Below are 18,046 nucleotides of genomic sequence, written 5' to 3'. Positions count from 1 at the left end.
GATCTGACAGAATCTCGTTGTGCACCGTTTCCGAGCCCTCCCGATGCCGGTGCTGTTGCTGGTGCTCTTCCTTTCCACGGGCGGGCTGTGGTTCGTGATCGGGCTGTTCGTCTTCCCTCGTGAGATGCCCCCGCTCTGGCGAGCGATCGGCACGGTCTTCTACGCCGGCGCGATGACGGCGTTCTTCGGCGTCTGGATCAGCCGTGCTCGTCGGCGAGCCGGCGGCGCGACCCAGTTGGCGGACGTGCAGCGTGGTCTGAAGCGTGGCGAGGTGCCCGAGGATGCTGATCTCGGCAGGTGGTCCGCCACGGTCGACGACCAACACCGACAACTGCGGCGGAGCCTGTGGTCCGGGCCGGTCATCTTCGGGGTGATGATCGTGCTCGCCATCTGGCTCGCCCTGAGCTCGACGCCGTGGTGGTGGTTCGGGGTGGCGTACTTCGCCGGGTTCCTGCTCATGTCGGTGATCACGACGTCCCGCGCGCTCGCGAAGGCCGAGGCCGTGCGTGAGGAGCTCCGTCGCCGTGCGAACGGGCTATGACGCGAACCCGGCGCATCAGCTCGGCAGCGGCACCTCGTGGTTCCGGTCCCACGGTTCCGTCCAGCCGAGCCGGTCGAACAGTGCATCTAGCAGCATCGCGGTGAAGCCCCACACCAGGTGCTCGTCCCCGTCGGCCTCGATCGTGAACGCCGGTCCGCGCCACTCCTGACCACTGCGGCGGATCACGGTCACGCCGCGGTTCGCCGGGTCGAGCAGGTCGGCCACGGGGACCCGGAACACCGCCGCCGACTCGTGCTCGTCGACGACGCGGATCGGTGAGGGGTCGCGCCACCAGCCGATGACGGGCCGGACCAGGTGGTTCGAGAACGCCAGGGGCACGGCTGGCAGGGTACCGAGCACCTCGACGCCGGCGGGGTCGAGCCCCGTCTCCTCCTGGGCCTCGCGGAGTGCGGCGGCGACGGCGTCCGCGTCACCGGGGTCGATGCGTCCGCCGGGGAACGCGACCTCGCCGGCGTGCGCGCGCAGGGTGCTGGCCCGGGCGAGGAGCAGGACGTCGAGGTCGCGAGGGACCCCGGGTGCCGCCGCCGGTCGGTCGCTCGGCGTGTGGTCGAGCGCGCCGAAGAGCATCAGGACCGCGGCCCGACGTGGCGAAGCCGTGCCGCCGGGTTCGACGAGCGGCCCACCGTCACCCCAGCCGTCCGCTGCGACCGCCGCGAGTGCAGCCCGTACCGATCCGTCGTGCGTCACCCGTTCACCCTAGGTGCGCGCCACCGAGCGGTCTGGCGGCAGCGTCGCACCGGACGCTTCGCTGGGTGTCGGTCGAGTGCGGTCTGGGAGCCGCACAGGTGGGAACTGTGGGAACCGGAAGCGCCTCGGTGCCCTGTTCGCAGCGGGCCGCCGCCACGATTGCACCGTCCGCCGGGAGGCCCCATGTTCCACGATCTGCTCCGACCCCTGTTCCACGTCGCCGTCGTCACACCGTCCGTGCTCGTCCCGGTGGACGTCGCCGCCGGGCTCCTCACCGTCGCCGCGCTCCTGCCGGCGTTCGGTCGTCACTCCCGGCATCCGGTCCGGGGCCTGCTCTGGCGGCTCGGCGCCGTGGCTGTCGGCGCCGCGATCGGGCTGGTCGCGGTGTGGTGGTTCGGGGACGTGCAGGACCTGTACGGGGTGTCGTTCACCCCGATCACCCGGATGTGGGTGGCCCTTGCCTTCGGCGCCGTCGGCCTGCTCGTCGTGACGGTCGTCCAGGGCGGCTGGCTCCGCCGCGTGCTCGGCGTGCTCGCGGCGGTGGCGGTGGCCCTGGCCGCCGTCCTCGGCGTCAACGTCGACTTCGGGGCGTACCGCACCATCGAGCAGGCCGTGACGACCGATCCGTACCCGTCGGGTCCGCTGGGACACGAGACGGGGGTGGGACGCGCCTCCAGTCCGGTGGTCGACCCGGCCACCTGGCGGGCGCCCGCCGACATGCCGCGACGCGGGAAGGTGCTCTCGGTCGCCATCCCGTCGACCGTCTCCCACTTCCACGCACGGCCGGCGGTGGTGTACCTGCCGCCGGCCGCCCTGACCGAGCGACCACCGACCCTGCCGGTCCTCATCAGCCTGGCCGGGCAACCCGGGCAGCCGAGCGACATGTTCCAGGCCGGTCGGCTCGGCGCAGTGATGGACGCGTTCGCCGAGGCCCACCACGGACTCGCCCCGATCGTCGTCGCGCCGGATCAACTCGGGGCACCGGACCGGAACCCGATGTGCGTCGACTCGTCCCTCGGCCGTTCCGGGACGTACATCATGACCGACACCACGAACTGGATCCGGCAGCACCTGCGCGTCGGGGCAGCGCCCTCGGCCTGGGGCATCGTCGGGTTCTCGCAGGGAGCCACGTGTGCCATGCAGTTCTCCACCGCACACCCCGGCGTGTTCGGCACGACCTTCGCCATCTCGAGCGAGCTCGCACCCCTGAACGGCTCCGTCCAGCACAGCATCCGGTACGGGTTCGGCGGCTCGGCCTCGCGGTACGCCGCAGCGGCACCGCGGGCGATCATGCGTGCGCGCGGTCCCTACCCCGGGCACCTGACGGTGTTCGCCTACGGCAGCGACGACGCCCCCTACGTCGCATCGACCACGGCACTCCGCGCCGCCGCGAACGCCGCCGGCATGCGGACCCGGCTGTTCGTGTCCGAGGGCTCCGCCCATGACTGGAACACCGTCCGCTACGCCCTGCGCGTCGGGATGCCCGGCGTCATCGCGCACCTGGGCCTGCGGTGAGCGCGGTGGTCGCGGCCCTCGCGTGGGCGCATCCGAGACGGCTCGTTCCGGCAGCCCGTCGGTACCCGCTGACGAGCGTCGTCTCGGCCCTGACGATCGTCGCCGGCATCGCCGCCGTGGTGCTCAGGTGCCTCGGCGCGAAGGACGGTCGAACGCCTGACACCCTGGGCGGGACGATGGGTCCGCTCGGCGTGGTCGCGGTGACGAGCAGCGTCGTCGGGTTCCTCGTCACCTTCGTCGCCGTCGTTGTCTGCACCGCGGCGTCCGAACGGCTGCTCGGCTGGCGGCGCACCCTGCTCGCGATGGTCGTCACGACCGTGGTGGGGACCGGGCTCGGCGCCCTGCTGCAGCTGTTCGACGGCGCCCCGGCGAACCGCGGCTTCCTCGTGCACCTGGGACACGTCGGCCCCTGGACCTGGATCGTCGGGACCATCGTCACCGCGAGCGCGTTCGCCGGCGCGCTGTGGCGACGCCGGATCCGGGTGGTGTCGATCGCCGTCGTCGCGGCACTGCTGCTCTACGCCGGACACGCGTCCGACCTGCACGCTGCGCTCGCCCTTGTTGTCGGCCTGGTGCTCGGCCGCGTGCTGCGACGGTCGCCGGTGCGGAGCGGCTGGACCCGGAGCTCCTCACGCGAGACCCGGGTGTTGCTCGTGGCCGCGGTGACCGTGTCGGCCGTCGGGCCCGTCCTCGCGCTCGTCACCGGTGCCCAGTTCGGGCTGCTCGCCCCGCTCGCCGTGGTGCTCGACACCGGGCCGACCGGCCGGATGCCGCACTGCTCGGTGACCGGGGTGACCGCCAGCTGCGTCCGGGCGCTCGCCGAGGTGCACCCGCACGGCCTGTTCCACTCGCTGCTGGCCGTGATGCCGCTCGTGGTCCTGGCGGTCGGCGCCGTGGGTCTCCGGCGTGGGAGCCGGTTCGCACTGTGGCTCGTCGCGACCGTCGACCTGGTGTCCGGCGTCGCGACCGCCGTCTCGTACGGGGTGCTGCCCGAACGCCACCACGCCGTCGTGCAGCGCCTGGCGTCGGACCACCTCGCGGTCTCGCTCTCGATCGCCGCGTCGGTGCTGGTGCCGATCGCGACCGCCGTGGTGCTCGTCCTGCGCCGCGCGGACTTCCCGGTCCGGACCGACCGGCGACGACTGCGGACCTTCGTCCAAACGGTCGCCGGTTCGGCCGTGGTGCTCGCGGTCGTCGTCGTCGGTGTCGCCGTGGCTTCGGGCGACAGCGTGCGCGAGCCCCTCCACCTGGCGCTCGCCGTGCTCGGCCCGATCGCCCCCGTGACCCTGCCGACGCACCTGGCGCAGGCCGACCCGGCGCTGCGGTTCGTCGTGGGTGTCTCCGGCCCGCTCCTGTGGCTCGCCGTGGCGATCGCCGCGGTCCGGCCGACCGGCGCCGGACGCTCGGACAGCGACCTCGACGGGCAGGACGCCGCCCGGGTGGCCGCTCGGGCGCTCCTGGTCGCGGGCGGTGGCGACACCTTCGGGTGGATGACCACCTGGCCCGGCAACGAGTACTGGTTCACCGAGGACGGCCGCGCCGGTGTCGCCTACCACCGCACCGGCAGCGTCGCCGTGACGACCGGCGGACCCTTCGGACACGAGGACGCGCGGCTGGCCGCACTCGAGGGCTTCGCACGAGCCGCGGACGACCACGGCTGGACGCCCGTCTTCTACGGCATCGACGCCACTTTCGGCGCTGCACTCGCCCGACTCGGTTGGACGACCCTTCCCGTGGCCGAGGACGCCGACCTCGACCCGCGCACCTGGACGACGACGGGCAAGCGCAAGCAGGACGTCCGCACGGCCGTGAACAAGGCCGCACGATCCGGCACCACCGCGCTCTGGTCGGACTGGGCGTCGCTGCCCGGCTCGGTCACGCGCCAGATCGAGGCGATCTCGGAGGAGTGGGTCGCCGAGCGCGAGCTGCCCGAGATGGGGTTCACCCTGGGCGGGATCGACGAGATGCGCGACCCGGCCGTCCGGACGCTCGTCGCCCTGGGGCCGGACGGCACCGTGCTCGCCGTCACCAGCTGGCTGCCCGCCTACCGCGCCGGCCAGGTGGTCGGGTGGACGCTCGACGTGATGCGCCGCGCGCCGGACGCCCCGAACGGTGTGATGGAGTTCCTGGTCGCGAGTGCGGTCGACCGGATGCGCACCGACGGTGCCGAGCGGCTCAGCCTGTCCGCGGCCCCGCTCGCGTCGTCGGCCGAGCCGCAGGGTGCCGGGCGGAGCGGCGTCGAATCGGTCCTCGACGTCGTCGGCGGTGCGCTCGAGCCCGTCTACGGCTTCCGTTCCCTGCTGCGCTTCAAGGCGAAGTTCGGGCCCGACCTGCACCCCCTGGTGATGGCGTACCCGGACCCGGTGGCGCTGCCCACGATCGGCGTCGCGATCGTCCGTACCTACCTGCCGGGGCTGTCGCTGCGCCAGGCGGTGGCGATCGTGCGGGAGCGGCGTCCGGCACACGGGGTCCGGGCCGAGAAGCCGGGTGAACGAGTGGGCTGACCCGGACGGTTCCCCAGCGCCGTCGGTACGTTCGGAGCATGGGAACCGAACGGGCCGACGGACCGGCCGTGGACGAGCACGATCCGTACGAACGCCGCCCCGGTTACGTCACGAGTGCCGACGGCCGGACCGACCGGATGACCTCGGACATGTTCGTGGGCATCGCGGTCGGCTTCGTCCTGGTGATGGTCTTCGGGTTCTTCCAGCTCGTCGAGTGGATCGCGATCGGAGCGGCCGTCGTCATCGGCGGGGCGGTGTGGTTGGTCCTGCGCAGCCGGCGACGGCGTGCAGATCGCCGCGCTGGTCGGTCGCCGGACGCCGTCCCGCGTGCTCGGGACCGGGCGATCGCCGAAGCGAACGGCGGTCGCCGGTTCTTCGTCGCCCAGAACCCGGTCGTCGTCATCGTGATGGGGGCGATCTTCATCAGTGTCGCGGTCGCGCCGCTGCTGTTCGGCGGGGTCTCCGTCGGTCGGATCGTGACCGGGGTCATCGTCGTCGCGAGCGGTGTCGTCTGCATCGTGCAGGGGATCGGCACGCTGCGGCTGCGTCGTCGGGAGCGCAGCGGCGGCTGAGTCGCCGTCATCGGCCCGAACTGGGCGCATCCGCCCCGTCAGGGCGTGAGCTCGCGCGACCAGTAGTCCGCCTGGATCACGAGGAGGTCTCCCTGGACCTCCGACGTCAGGTTGACGACGCGCGGATCCCACAGCGTCCCGGGCAGCCTCGCGAACGGTTCGGTGCCCAACGTCGTCGACAGTTCGGCCGGGCTCACGCCCGCTGGCGGCTGCACGGACACGAGCGACCAGCACCCGCCGGACGCGCACTGCTTCTCCTCGTCGACCACCTTGCTCCCGGCCGGCAGAGGGATCGACGCCGTCGCCGGCACGTCGCCTTCCGTCGCGCCCATGACCAACAGTGCGGTGCGCAGGCCGATGAACAGGAGCGCCGCGGCACTGACGATCAGAACGGTTGCGATGACCGCTCGTCGGGTGTTCGTCCGCTGCCTGGTCACGTTCGCAGCCTAGGGCCGCCCTGGCACCCTTGTGGTCCTCTCATGGCGCGACGGCGTCCCACCGACCTACCGTCTACTTGCCAGACGATCGTCTGTCGAATAGGCCCTCTGGAAGGAACCTGCTCCATGCATCACGCTCCTCGCCTCCGCCGGACCAATGCGCTGCTGATCACCAGTGGCGTCCTGACGGCGGCAGCGCTCGCTGTCGGGGCAGCCGGACCCGTCTCCGCGGCCAACGCCGACGGTGCGACGCCCACCGGGTCCGTCGCCGCAGTGGCCTCGTCGCCCGGCGGCACGGACTACGTCGCCCTCGGGGACTCGTACGCGGGGGGCTTCGGCGTCGCCCCCTACGGCTCGGGTCCGGCGGCCGGCTGCTTCCAGTCCACCACCGACTACCCGCACCAGGTCGCGGCATCCCTGGGACTCCAGCTCAACGACCGGGCCTGCGCCGGTGCCACGACCGGCAACATCTCCCGGGTTCCGCAGGCGACCGGTGTCGGACGCGCCACCGCGCCCGTCCAGGCCGACGCGCTGTCCAAGGACACGGACATCGTCACCGTGTCGATCGGCGGCAACGACCTGGGCTTCACCGGGGTCATCAAGAACTGCATCGCGCTGGACAAGAACGGTCCGGTGTTCTCGGAGATCCGCGGGCACAGCTACGACCGCTGCAAGGACTACTACGCACCGGTCGTCCGCGGTGTGGTCCACGACCGTCTCGCCGCGCGCATCCGCAACACGGTCGCGCCGCGGCTCGCGCAGACGTTCCGCGTGATCGCGCAGCGTGCGCCGCAGGCCAAGGTGTTCGTCGTCGGCTACCCGATGATCGCGCCCAGCTCGGCGCAGTTCCCGAAGGGGTGCTTCTCGAGCCTCATCGGTGACTCCGGACTCGAGCCGCCGTTCCCCCAGAACGCGTTCCCCTTCACCACCGCTGACACCGCGTACTTCCACCGCACCCAGAACGCGCTCGACGGGGCGGTCAAGGCCGCGGCGAAGGCTCGTGGGTTCACCTTCGTCCCGGCGCTCCAGGGCTCTGCTGCGCACACCGCCTGCGCTGCGTCGGGCTCCGCGTGGATGGCAGGACTCACCCTGACGGATCGCGGCACCGCTGCGGACAGCACGCCGGTCGCCGGGACGAAGCTCTCGATCCTCTTCGGCGCGCTCCACCCGAACGCTGCCGGCGTCGCGTACCTGCGCGACCAGACCAAGGCCGCGATCGTCCGATCGCGCTGACCCGCCAGCGGTTGATCTGGTCGCGTCATGGGCGCGACCAGGAGACGGACAGGAGGCTCGTTGCCAGGTGGCACCGGGCCTCCCGTCCGTCTCGGGTGGGCTCACGAGCCTCGAGCTGTCCGTCCCGACCGATCCAGGGACAATCCTTCCCTGTCTGTCCTGCCGCGGGGTGCCTAGCGTCGTGACCGGGCCTTCGACGACACAGGTCTGAATGGGAGCGCAACGACATGCACATCACCGGGAACACGATCCTCGTCACGGGCGGCACCTCGGGCATCGGGCTCGGCCTCGCGCTCCGACTGCAGGAGCAGGGCAACAAGGTGATCATCGCCGGCCGTCGCCGAGCGCTGCTGGACGAGATCACCCTCGCGCACCCCGGTGTCGACGGCATCGAGCTCGACGTCGCCGATCCCGCCTCGATCGAGCGGGCACGGGAGCGGCTGTCGGTCGCGCACCCGGATCTCAACGTGCTGGTGAACAACGCCGGGATCATGCTCAAGGAGGACCTGCTCGATCCCGCGGACGTGCACGTCGCAGCGGACCACGTCCTGGTCAACCTGCTCGGCACCATCCGCATGACCTACGCGTTCCTGCCGGCCCTGGTCGGGAAGGACGGGGCCGCCGTCCTGAACGTCACCTCGGCAGTGGCCTACGTGCCGTACCCGTCGACACCGACGTACGGCGCGACGAAGGCCGCCCTGCACTCGTTCACCGAGAGCCTGCGCGTCCAGCTCGCCTCTGCGGACGCCGGAGTCCAGGTCATCGAGGTCGTGCCGTCCGGCGTGCGCACCGACCTGCTCGACCAGCGCGACAACGAGCAGGCCATGCCGCTCGAGGACTTCCTCACCGAGGTCCTGGGGAAGCTCCGTGACGACCCGGACGCGCCCGAACTGGTGGTCGATTCCGCTCGGCCGATCCGTCAGGCCGTCGCCGACGGGTCGTACGACGCGATGCTCACCGCCTTCAGCCGACTCTGAGCGTGTCCGACGCACGTGCGTCGGCGAGGATGTGGACATGGACAAGGACGGTGTCGCGGCGTTCCTGCGGTCGCGCCGTGACGCGCTCAGCCCCCGGGACCTCGGGCTCGGCGACGGAGCCCGTCGGCGAGCGCCCGGCCTTCGTCGGGAGGAGGTCGCCGAACTCGCCGGCATGTCGACCGACTACTACGCCCGCCTCGAGCAACGGCGGGCCCCGAGGCCATCGGTCCAGATCGCGAACGCGCTCGCTCGTGCACTCCGTCTGGAGGCCGTCGAACGCGACCACCTGTTCGTGCTGCTGGGACACGAGCGACCCGCGCGCCTCGGGACGAGCGGGTCGCTCGACGCGGCCCTGGCGAGTGCCGTGGACAGCATCACCGACGTCCCCTGCTTCGCCCAGACGGACCTGCTCGAGACCCTCGCGATGAACCCCCTCGCTCGAGCCTTGTTGGGCGACCTGACACGGTTCGACGGTCTCGCACGCAGTGCCTGCTACCGGTGGTTCACCGACCCGCGAGAGCGGTCGTCGTACCCGGTCGCAGCGCACGAACGACACGGCCGCGACCACGTTGCACGTCTCAGGGACGCCAGGACCTCCGGCAGCGTCCCGGCCCACGCCGAGCGGATCCGTCAGCGCCTGGCCGAGGAGAGCGCGGAGTTCCGCACGATGTGGGAGCGGCAGGAGGTCGCTCGGCAGTTCGACGACTGCACCGTGCTCCTGCACCCGGTCCTCGGTGAGATCGAGGTCGAGGCGCAACTCCTCTTCACCGAGGACCGGGGCCAGAGCCTCGTCATCCTGAACCCGCGACCGGGTACTCCGAGTCGTGCGCAGCTCGACCGACTGCTGTCGGACGCTCGTGCGGCTGCTCGCGACTGAGGCGCCGCCGGTCCCACCGCGACGGGGCCGTGCTCACCCGTTGAGGATCGCCCGGACGACGGCGACCGCCACCGCGATGGCGGCCAGGCCGATCCCGGCCACGAACGTCCGTGTGGAGGGCTTCTCCCCGCGGATGCGCGCCACGATCGGCCCGATCAGCGCCAACCGCGTGATGAGGTAGACGAGGACCGCTGCCTGGGGGATGCCACCCGGCAGTCCGGCCACCCACGCCAGGCCGTAGACGCACGCAGGGAGGACGCCCGATGTCAGGACCGGGAGCGAGTCCCGCAACTCGGCTCGGATGACGGACCACGTCAGCGGCTCATCGCTGCGTGCTCGTCGTCCCATCGATTCGGCGAAGGTGTGCGCGAGGAAGGTCGTGAACGACGTCGCCAGCAGGTAGCGGAAACTCGTGCCCTTCTCAGCGTCGAGGCTCGTCAGCGATGCCACGGTCGCGAGCGCGACGATGTTGCCGTAGACGTAGGCCGTGATCCGGCTCGATGCGTCCTCGCGCGAGATCGTCCGAGTGGCACGGGGCATGGAGTCGCGCATGGAGGAACCGTAGGTGACCCCCGCGCAGGGACACCCCCGCGTCTGAGCACCGCACATTCGGACCTGTTCAGGTGCTGCGGGCCGCACCGTTCTGCCATCGGTCAGACCGCTTCCGTCCTACCGCGCCTGCCCGCAGCCGACCTCGCGTCCGCCACGACGACGTCGGGATCATCACCATGCTGTTGGAACGAGGTTCCAGGAGTGACGACGCGGCGACCCCTCCTCAACGAAGGAGAACGACCACGCTCCAGTCCCACCAGCCCGGCAGGGTGCGCAGGTTCCCACGATCCGAAGCTCCGCTTCGATGCGGAAGGTCACTGCGAGGTTCGGCGCGCGATGCGGCCGAAGAACTGCACGGTCAGTCGGCGGCTGGCGAATCGGGCGATCATGGAGATCGCCTTGTTCATCGTGCCGGAGACGACGCTGGGCGGCGGGTTGTGCCGATCGAGCGTGCGAATTGCGGTGTCGACCACCTGGGCGGGCGTCTGCATCGTTGCACCTGCGCTCATGTCCTGTGATCCGATGACGTCGAAGAACTCTGTTCGCGTGGGGCCGGGGCTGAGGGCCAGGATCTTGAGCCCGCTCCCAGTGGCCTGGTTCTCCTGCCACAAGGCTTCGGTGAAGTTGAGTACGAACCCCTTCGTGGCGCCGTACACCGCTGCGGTCGGCCACGGCTGGTACCCGAGCAAGCTCGCGACGTTCACCAGCACACCGTTGAGTTGCGGAAGGAATGCGCGGGTCACGTCGACGAGACTCGCGACGTTGAGGGCCAGCTCGGCTTGGATGCGATCGGGATCCTCGTCGACGAACGGTCCGTGGGTCCCGAACCCCGCACAGTTCACCAAGCTCGTCACGACCAGGCCGCGTTCGTCGAACTCCGCACGGAGCCGTCGGCCGGCGTCGGCTGCTCCGAGGTCGAACGCGATGGCGGTCACATCGACGCCGTGTTCGTTCGTGAGCTCCTTCGCGAGGGCCTCGAGGCGGTCCTTCCGCCGGGCAACGAGTACCAGGTCGGAACCTCGGGCCGCCAACTGTCGGGCGAATTGGGCGCCGATGCCAGAGCTGGCCCCAGTGATCAGGGTGGTCTGGTTCGTGTAATCGAGAAGGGCCATGTTGGCACTCTATAGCAATAGTGGCACGGAGTGCCAGCATTGCCCGTTGCAGTACGATTGCCCGATGCGACGTCCCGATCTCCGCCAACGCACGCGTCTCGCCGTCCGCGCTGAGATCAGCAGCGCTGCCATGCAGCTGTTCCTCGAGCACGGCTTCGACGCGACGACCGTCGATGAGATCGCCGAGAACGTCGGGATCTCCCGTCGCTCCTTGTTCCGGTACTTCACGTCGAAGGAGGACATCGCAGCGGCGCACGTCGCAGAGCGGGGTCACGCGGTGCTGGCCGCACTGCAATCTCGCAGTGTCGATGAAGACCCGTGGGAAGCGCTCCGTGCGGCTGTGTTCGCCAGCGAGACGGTCGACCCCCGGCAGTCAGCCAGCCAGATCCTGCGTGTGTCCCGCTTGCTGCGGGAGAACCCTTCCCTGCAAGGCTTCCGGCTGCAGAAGCAGAAGCAGTGGCAAGAACTGTGGGCTCCCGAGATCGCACGGCGACTCGATCACTCCGGCGACGTGCCCGCCCGGGCGCGAGCGATCGTCGCCACGGCGCTGGCGTGTGCCGACGCGGCTGTGGACATCTGGGTCGAGCGCGGCGGGACTGGCGATGTCCAAGCGCTCTTCGAGGAGATGATTGCAACGGTGCGGCACTAGCCCGCCCTCGACAGAGCCGTACTCCATCGGCCCCTCGGTCCTCAGTGTCTCCGGCTCACCCGTGCGAGCGTGCGTTGCGGACGGCCCGGAGGGCCGCCTCGGTTTCCGCTGTTGCGAGCGTTCCGTTGATGTCGGCTCCGGCCAGCGCGCCGGCTGCTGCGGAGGCTCCGACCTGGGCGCGGAGGTTGGTCGCGTTGCCTGCTACCCACACGCCAGGAACCCCGGTGGCGCCTTGCGGCCCGGAGACGTATCCGGATCCGGTGCTGCCCGGGAGCTCCTGCATGGCCAGTCCCAAGCCTTCGAGGCCCCGGGTACGTGCCTGGAGTGTCGGGGCGACCACCAGGACGCGGCGGCCCACAGTCGCTCCGTTGACCAGCCGGACCCCTGCGAGATCGCCGTCCTGATCTGTGACGACCTCCGCGACCGGGATCTCGATGACGCGGATGCCGCGTGCGTCGAAGCGTGCACGGTTGTCCTCGTCCAGGGCGACGCCCTGGGTGAAGTAGGTGAGATCGTCCGTCAACTGACGGAAGAGGAACGCTTGGCTGATGGAGGCGTCACCGTTCGCGAGGACGCCGACGGGCTGGTCGCGTACTTCGTAGCCGTGGCAGTACGGGCAGTGGATGACGCTGTGCCCCCAGTGGTCGGCGAGACCGGGAACCTCCGGCAGCACGTCCGTGAGGCCACTGGCGACCAAGATGCTGCGAGCGACGATGCTGCGTCCGTCGGTGAGGGTGAGCGCGAACCGCGGGTCGCCGTCCTCTGACGGCGCGACGGGCCGGGCTGAGTCCACCTCGCCGAAGACGACATGTCCTCCGTACTGGCGCACCTGCTCTCGGCCCCGTCGAAGGATCTCGAGCGGCGGGGTGCCATCGAGGGCAAGGAGGCCGTGCACCGCCTGAGCTGGCGCATTCCGCGGGGAGCCGCCGTCGATCACGACGACCGATCGGCGGGAGCGTGCGAGGATCAACGCACCGTTCAGCCCGGCGGCGCCTCCGCCGACGACCACGGCGTCGATGGTCCCTTCGGGGAGTGCGTCGCTCGCGTGTGGAGGAGTCATCACAGTCATGGTCTCTGCCGTTCCGTTTCGTTCATGGTCGGTCGGTCTTGCACGTTCGGTCTGGCTCGGGCCTGTCGATCTCGACGAGATGCTCGAGAGTGCGTTCACGCGGGGGACGGCGATGCGGGCCGACTCACCCGGGTCGGCTTGCGGAACTGCCTGTCGAAGGTGCGGGAGGGGACCATTCGGCGCAGGATGCTGACGCGTGTGGCCATCGAACCAGCGGCGTAGCGGAGCTTCGGCCGGGGGTCGACGGAGGCTGCGACGATGATCTTCGCGATGACGTCCGGGGCCTCGGCGGCGCGCAGGACCGTGGCCAGCACGTCCCGGGGGATGTCGCGCCGTGCGGCGTAGATCGACAGGGGCGAATCGTGGGCAAGACCGCTCGCCTCGAAGCTCGTGCTCGCAGGGCCCGGCTCGACCACTGCCATCCGAACGCCGTGCTCGCGGAGCTCGTGGTCCAAGGACTCGGCGTAGCCCTCCACCGCGTGCTTCACGGCGGCGGAGGCGGCTGCGGCGGGGCCGGCGGCCACGCCGACCATCGGGGAAACCGTGACGACGCGGCCGCTGCCCTGAGCGAGCATGTGGGGTAACACCGCGTTCGTCATCCGCACCGTGGCGAAGAAGTTGGTGTCGAAGACCGCTTCGACCTGCTCGATCGAACTCGCGTCGCCGGAGCCGGCCCTGCGAGCGCTGGCGATGTTGACCAGGACGTCGATCCGCCCGAAGCGCGCGATCACTTCCTCCACGAGCGACTGAACCGACTGATCACTGGATGCGTCGAGGGCGAGGAGGGTTCCACTGGTGATCGATCCGGCGTCCGTCGCCTCATTGCTCGTGCCGACCACCGCGAAACCGTCGTCTGCGAGAGCGATCGCTGCTGCCTGGCCGATCCCGGAGGTGGCGGACGTCACGAGGGCGACCGGGGAGGTTGTCTGCATGGTGGTTCCTTCGGTGACGTGACCACGGTGCGCCCGATGCAGGCCACCAGATCGTTCTGTACTGAGTTGTCCAAAACGTAGCCGGTTCTGTACTGATTTGTCAATTACGGCAGATCTCCTCTACCTTGGAACGATGCCCAGACCACGAAGCTTCGACCGCGACCATGTCCTGCATGCCGCCGAGCGGCAGTTCCGCGCTGCGGGCTACAACGGCACGAGCGTCGACGACATCAGTGCTGCGACGGGTCTTGGGCGGGGCAGTCTCTACGCCACGTTCGACGGGAAGCACGGCGTACTCCTGCAGGCCATGGCGAGCTACTACTCCCGGCTCGGACAGTTCGCGCCGAAGGTGCTCGCGGGTCCGGACGACGGCGCCCTGGAGCGACTGCACGGGTACCTGCTCCGTGCTGTGCACGGAGTTCCGCTCGCCGAGGATGTGCCGCCGGCCGGCGACCGCGCCGCAGCGGCTTGCTTCGCGGCGAAGATGGCCCTGGAGATCGGTGCGTCCGACCACGAAGTGCAGCGCCTGGCCGCCGATTGCTTCTCCGTGGTTGTGCAGGCTGTTGCCGAGTGTGTGCGAGGTGCACAGCGCAACGGCGACATCGACAGCGAATCGGACCCTGAAGACCTTGCCTACCTGTTGGTGACCATTGTTCGTGGGAGTGACGTCGTCGGTGCCTACGGACACAGTCCGGATCGGCTGACCTCGATCGCGGAGAGTGCCTTCGCGATGGTGGCTGGCCCGCGCCGGCGTTGACCCGCGCGGAACACGAGCATCGACACTCTGGGACGGGCACGGCAACGGACGAGTCCTCGTCCGACATTCTCGGCTTGCCGGACACGCACGGGCGCGCCTGAGTAGAGCCGAGCTCGACGCGATCGAGCAGGACCCGCCCGCCGGGCTCGTCCACGGCTGGGCACGAGTCCGTCTCGAAGTCGACCGTCTCAGAGCCGAAATGCAGCTCTTGGCGTTGGCAGAAGTCGGTGCGAACGCGGGCTGCGCCGGCGCGAACTCCTCATCGGCGTTGCTGGTTACCGCAATATCGCTGAGGAACCATCGTGTGCGCCGACGGTCCGGCAGTACGGTCCGGGAACAGCCTGACCCGAGGCTGCGAGAAGCCGACCCGAAGGCGACCCGATGGACAACGGTGACAAGCGACGGCCTCGCGCCCTCGCGTTCAAGAAGCATCTCGGCGCGCAGTTCAGCGATGATCCGATGCGGACGAGAGCAGCTCAGGTCGCGCCACGATTCCTCGGCGCGGCGAAGACGAGTGCCGCGCGAGCGCACATCGCCGGCGGCGCGACAGCGACCGGCGGACTCCGCAAGGTCGGCGCTGAGCCAGTCCCGTTGCAGCTCGGGACGGCGAGCACGGGGCTCGTCCTCGCCAGCAGGGGTGTCCCGATCCGATGCGGAGTCGCGCGGACGATCGGCCCGCAATCCCTGCCTGTCGCGAGGATCGTGGATCTCGAGGTGCGCGACGCGGAGCTCGACGAACGCGGCGGGTTCGAGGCACAGCTCGCCGAGGTGCTCACGGAGTCCCGGACTCTTGTCGTCGAACTCGCTGCAGAGGAGCTGGCGGCGGACACCATCGTCATGCCCGTCATCGGTGACCGTGTCAACTACAGCCGCGGTTCCGGGCACCTCATCGGGCTGCAGGGAGTCGTCGTCGCGTCCGATGACGGACACGCCCTGCCGCGCGGGCTGCGGTCCGTGCAGCTCGACGGTGAGGCGTGGCCGATCGTCGTCGCGGTGGCGTTCCTGGACCGGATCTAGCTGATGCTGCGAGCCCGCCCCGGCGCGAGCGCCGCGACGCGCTCGTGCCGGGACTGCCGTCAGACGGCCGGGCTGAGGAGGCGACCGGTGAACTCGCGCAGAGCCCGCACAGCCCGCTGCGACAGCGTCGCGTCGGGCACCATGCTCGTCGATCCGTGGAACGCTCCCGGCCACACGTGCAGTTCCGCCTGGACTCCTGCCGCCCACAGCGAGCTGGCGTAGGCAACGGTCTCGTCGCGGAACACCTCGGTGCTGCCGCAGTCGATGTACGCGGGCGGGAGCCTGGTGAGGTCGGTCGCGCGGCCGGGTGCAGCGTAGATCGACACGTCCTCGCCGCTCCGCCGGTCACCGAGGTAGGCGTCCCAGCCGAACCGTGTCATCTCCCGGTCGGCGACCCCGACACCGTCGAACTGCCGAGCCGACAGCGTCGCGTCGCGGTCGTCGAGCATGGGACTCACGAGCACCTGGCCGATGACGGAGGGACCCTGTCGGTCGCGGGCCAGGAGGGCGGTGCCGGCGGCGAGACCGGCACCGGCGCTCTGGCCGACGAGGACGATGCGCTCCCGGTCGATGCCGAGTTCGTCGGCGTGCTCAGATGCCCAGACGAGACCGGCGTAGCAGTCCTCGACCGGGTACGGGTCCGGGTGTTCCGGTGCCAGGCGGTAGTCGGGGCTGACCAGGACGACGTCGTGCACCAGCAGCCACTCGTCGTAGGAGTCGAGGTTGCCGAGGTGGTGGCCGAACATCATGCCGCCGCCGTGGATCGCGTAGGCGAGGGCAGCCGTGCCGGTGCGGCCGGTGCGTTGGATCACGGCGAGGTCGATCGGGTCACCGCGGTGCCCCGGGACCGTGATGTTGCTCCGCTCGAGGCCGCGAGCACGCAGTCCGTCGTCGAGCTGCGCCTCGGTCATGTCCAGCTGTCGCATCTGCGGCAGCATCTGCGCCGTGAGGTGGAAACGGCCGCGCGCATCCATGGCGGTGAGGAAGGGCACGAACTCGGGATCGAACGGCGGGCGGGGGAGGGCGATGGTGTCAGACACGGGAGGTCTCCTCGGTGATGGTGATCGGGTCGGTGTGTGCAGGGGTGGTGTCGGCAGGGTCGGACGGGGCCTCGTCCTCTGGTTCGACGGCGGGCCGGGCTCGGAGCATGCCGACCACGACGAGCAGTGCTGCGACCGCGGCGAGGCCGAGCCCGGCGACGGTGAGGGCGTCCTGGAAGCTCTCGATCCGGGCGGCGGTCCAGGTGGTCGTGGTGATGCTCCCGGCGACGAAGGCGGCGACGATGGTCCCCGCCGCGGCGACGGCGGCACCACCGGCGAGCTCGCTCGAGGTGTCGACGAGCGCCGCTCCGACGGAGGTGCGGTCCGCGGGCAGCCCCGTGAGGACCGACGCGCCGGCGACGACGCCGACGACCCGCATGCCGGCCGCGACGAGCACGAGCGCGACGAGCACCCACGGGTACCCGTACCGGCTCAGGGCGCCGAAGACCGCGAGACCGGAGACGACCGAGACGGCGCTCATCCAGGCGGCGCGGCCCAGGCCGACCCGCTGCACGAACGGCCCGACGAAGCGGCCGCCGACGAGCAGCACGACCACCTGCGGCAACGTCCCGACGGCGGCCAGCGCCGGCGGCCAGCCCCAGGCGAACTGCAGCTGCAGGGTCACGAGGTACGACAGTCCGGCGACGGCCAGACCCGACGCGGCCTTGAACGCGAGGCCGCTCGAGACGAGTGGCCGGGCGAGCAGGTGCAGGTCGATCAGCGGGTGCCGCGCGGTCCGCTCGCGGGCGACGAACCCCACCGCGCCGGTGACGGCGAGGGCGAGGACGGCCCACCCCCACCAGCCAGCGGCTCCGGACTCGACCAGGATCGTCGGCGTCACGAGCGCTCCAGCCGTCGTCACGGTGCCGAGCATCGCCCCGACCACGTCGACCGGATCACGACGGAGCCTTGAAGTCTCGTCGCGGGCGACACCGAGCCGGATGCCGACGAGTGCGAGGACCGCGATGGGCACGTCGGCCAGCAGCAGCACCTGCCACGGGGCGACGGCGAGCACGAACCCGCCGACGGTCGGTCCGATGGCCAGCCCCACGAGCCCGGCCGTCGAGATGACGGTGAGTGCCCGCACCCGGAGACCTTCGTCGTCGAAGAGGCGGAACGCCAGCGCCATCGACCCGGGCGTCGTCATCGCCGCGGCGACGCCCATCGCGACCCGCACGGCGATCAGTTGCTCGGTCGACGAGACCACCGCCGTGGCGAGGCTCGCCAGGGCCAGCAGGACGAGCCCGGCGAGCATGACCCGACGGCGACCGATGCGGTCGGCGACGGCGCCGAAGAGCAGCATCAGCCCGCCGAAGGCGACCGAGTAGGCACCCGAGGCCCACTGCAGGCCCGTCGTCGACGAGCCCAGGTCGCGGCCGATCGTCGGCAGGGCGACGTTGAGCACGGAGTTGTCGAGCATCTCGAACAGGAAGACCGCGGACAGCCCGGCGAGGGCGATCCAGGCGTCGCGCAGACGAGGCGACGAGTCACCGGCGGACGCGTGCCCGGTGGTGAGAGCGGGACTGGGGGACACGATGGCGCACTCCTTCGAGG

18 protein-coding genes are annotated in these 18,046 nt (G+C 70.6%); 10 read left to right on the top strand and 8 right to left on the bottom strand.

What is annotated here, in order from left to right; genetic code table 11:
* Window positions 1–19 precede the first annotated feature (19 nt).
* A complete protein-coding gene (locus tag DEJ29_RS13520) occupies window positions 20–541 on the top strand; it encodes a hypothetical protein (RefSeq protein WP_146248403.1) in 522 nt (173 codons plus the stop codon).
* Between the two features lie 15 nt (window positions 542–556).
* Here the strand turns inward: DEJ29_RS13520 and DEJ29_RS13515 are convergent, their stop codons facing one another.
* Window positions 557–1,249: an NUDIX hydrolase gene (locus tag DEJ29_RS13515; RefSeq protein ID WP_258376028.1), complete on the bottom strand. Its 693-nt coding sequence runs from the start codon at window positions 1,247–1,249 to the stop codon at window positions 557–559.
* A gap of 183 nt (window positions 1,250–1,432) precedes the next feature.
* Here DEJ29_RS13515 and DEJ29_RS13510 point away from each other — a divergent pair, with 183 nt between their 5' ends.
* Genes DEJ29_RS13510 through DEJ29_RS13500 form a run of 3 tightly spaced genes read left to right on the top strand, consistent with a single transcriptional unit; the run spans window position 1,433 to window position 5,840 of the window.
* The gene (locus DEJ29_RS13510) at window positions 1,433–2,764 is read left to right on the top strand and encodes an alpha/beta hydrolase (protein ID WP_111095958.1); all 1,332 of its coding nucleotides are present in this window, start codon (window positions 1,433–1,435) and stop codon (window positions 2,762–2,764) included.
* Entirely contained in the window at window positions 2,761–5,268 is a 2,508-nt protein-coding gene (locus tag DEJ29_RS13505) for a bifunctional lysylphosphatidylglycerol flippase/synthetase MprF (protein WP_111095959.1), read from the top strand. The genes DEJ29_RS13510 and DEJ29_RS13505 overlap by 4 nt, the downstream gene beginning before the upstream one ends.
* Before the next feature lie 38 nt (window positions 5,269–5,306).
* Entirely contained in the window at window positions 5,307–5,840 is a 534-nt protein-coding gene (locus tag DEJ29_RS13500; protein WP_111095960.1) for a hypothetical protein, read from the top strand.
* Window positions 5,841–5,878: 38 nt separating this feature from the next.
* Here the strand turns inward: DEJ29_RS13500 and DEJ29_RS13495 are convergent, their stop codons facing one another.
* A complete protein-coding gene (locus DEJ29_RS13495) occupies window positions 5,879–6,277 on the bottom strand; it encodes a hypothetical protein (protein WP_111095961.1) in 399 nt (132 codons plus the stop codon).
* A gap of 126 nt (window positions 6,278–6,403) precedes the next feature.
* Here DEJ29_RS13495 and DEJ29_RS13490 point away from each other — a divergent pair, with 126 nt between their 5' ends.
* From DEJ29_RS13490 to DEJ29_RS13480, 3 genes are all read left to right on the top strand, one after another.
* Window positions 6,404–7,510 (top strand): SGNH/GDSL hydrolase family protein, encoded by a 1,107-nt coding sequence (locus DEJ29_RS13490; RefSeq protein ID WP_181438283.1) that lies wholly within the window; start codon window positions 6,404–6,406, stop codon window positions 7,508–7,510.
* A 227-nt stretch (window positions 7,511–7,737) separates the two neighbouring features.
* Window positions 7,738–8,487: an SDR family oxidoreductase gene (locus DEJ29_RS13485; protein WP_111095963.1), complete on the top strand. Its 750-nt coding sequence runs from the start codon at window positions 7,738–7,740 to the stop codon at window positions 8,485–8,487.
* 37 nt (window positions 8,488–8,524) lie between these two features.
* A complete protein-coding gene (locus tag DEJ29_RS13480; RefSeq protein WP_111095964.1) occupies window positions 8,525–9,364 on the top strand; it encodes a helix-turn-helix transcriptional regulator in 840 nt (279 codons plus the stop codon).
* Window positions 9,365–9,397: 33 nt separating this feature from the next.
* Here DEJ29_RS13480 and DEJ29_RS13475 read toward each other — a convergent pair whose 3' ends face one another.
* Complete coding sequence (locus DEJ29_RS13475; RefSeq protein ID WP_258376029.1) at window positions 9,398–9,916, bottom strand: hypothetical protein; 519 nt, start codon at window positions 9,914–9,916, stop codon at window positions 9,398–9,400.
* A 314-nt stretch (window positions 9,917–10,230) separates the two neighbouring features.
* Complete coding sequence (locus DEJ29_RS13470; protein ID WP_111095965.1) at window positions 10,231–11,028, bottom strand: SDR family NAD(P)-dependent oxidoreductase; 798 nt, start codon at window positions 11,026–11,028, stop codon at window positions 10,231–10,233.
* Window positions 11,029–11,092: 64 nt separating this feature from the next.
* Between DEJ29_RS13470 and DEJ29_RS13465 the strand changes: the two genes are divergently transcribed.
* Window positions 11,093–11,677, top strand: a complete 585-nt coding sequence (locus DEJ29_RS13465) for a TetR family transcriptional regulator (RefSeq protein ID WP_111095966.1) — start codon at window positions 11,093–11,095, stop codon at window positions 11,675–11,677.
* Window positions 11,678–11,732: 55 nt separating this feature from the next.
* Here DEJ29_RS13465 and DEJ29_RS13460 read toward each other — a convergent pair whose 3' ends face one another.
* Together DEJ29_RS13460 and DEJ29_RS13455 are read right to left on the bottom strand one after the other, a co-directional pair.
* A complete protein-coding gene (locus DEJ29_RS13460) occupies window positions 11,733–12,686 on the bottom strand; it encodes an NAD(P)/FAD-dependent oxidoreductase (RefSeq protein ID WP_258376030.1) in 954 nt (317 codons plus the stop codon).
* A gap of 155 nt (window positions 12,687–12,841) precedes the next feature.
* On the bottom strand, window positions 12,842–13,678 hold the full coding sequence (locus DEJ29_RS13455) for an SDR family NAD(P)-dependent oxidoreductase (RefSeq protein ID WP_111095968.1): 837 nt from the start codon (window positions 13,676–13,678) through the stop codon (window positions 12,842–12,844).
* 133 nt (window positions 13,679–13,811) lie between these two features.
* Between DEJ29_RS13455 and DEJ29_RS13450 the strand changes: the two genes are divergently transcribed.
* Window positions 13,812–14,435, top strand: a complete 624-nt coding sequence (locus DEJ29_RS13450; RefSeq protein WP_111095969.1) for a TetR/AcrR family transcriptional regulator — start codon at window positions 13,812–13,814, stop codon at window positions 14,433–14,435.
* Between the two features lie 702 nt (window positions 14,436–15,137).
* A complete protein-coding gene (locus DEJ29_RS13445; RefSeq protein ID WP_146248404.1) occupies window positions 15,138–15,452 on the top strand; it encodes a hypothetical protein in 315 nt (104 codons plus the stop codon).
* A 59-nt stretch (window positions 15,453–15,511) separates the two neighbouring features.
* On the opposite strand, the gene DEJ29_RS13440 is transcribed toward DEJ29_RS13445, so the two are convergent.
* Window positions 15,512–16,492 (bottom strand): alpha/beta hydrolase, encoded by a 981-nt coding sequence (locus DEJ29_RS13440; RefSeq protein WP_111095971.1) that lies wholly within the window; start codon window positions 16,490–16,492, stop codon window positions 15,512–15,514.
* A complete protein-coding gene (locus DEJ29_RS13435; protein ID WP_349775185.1) occupies window positions 16,485–18,026 on the bottom strand; it encodes an MFS transporter in 1,542 nt (513 codons plus the stop codon). Before DEJ29_RS13435 ends, DEJ29_RS13440 begins: the two co-directional genes overlap by 8 nt.
* Window positions 18,027–18,046 lie beyond the last annotated feature (20 nt).

The sequence above is a fragment of the Curtobacterium sp. MCPF17_021 genome, assembly GCF_003234605.2.
GTDB classification, from domain to species: domain Bacteria; phylum Actinomycetota; class Actinomycetes; order Actinomycetales; family Microbacteriaceae; genus Curtobacterium; species Curtobacterium flaccumfaciens.
The sequence above is the reverse complement of the archived record's forward strand: the minus strand, read 5'-3'. Positions and strand labels throughout refer to the sequence as shown.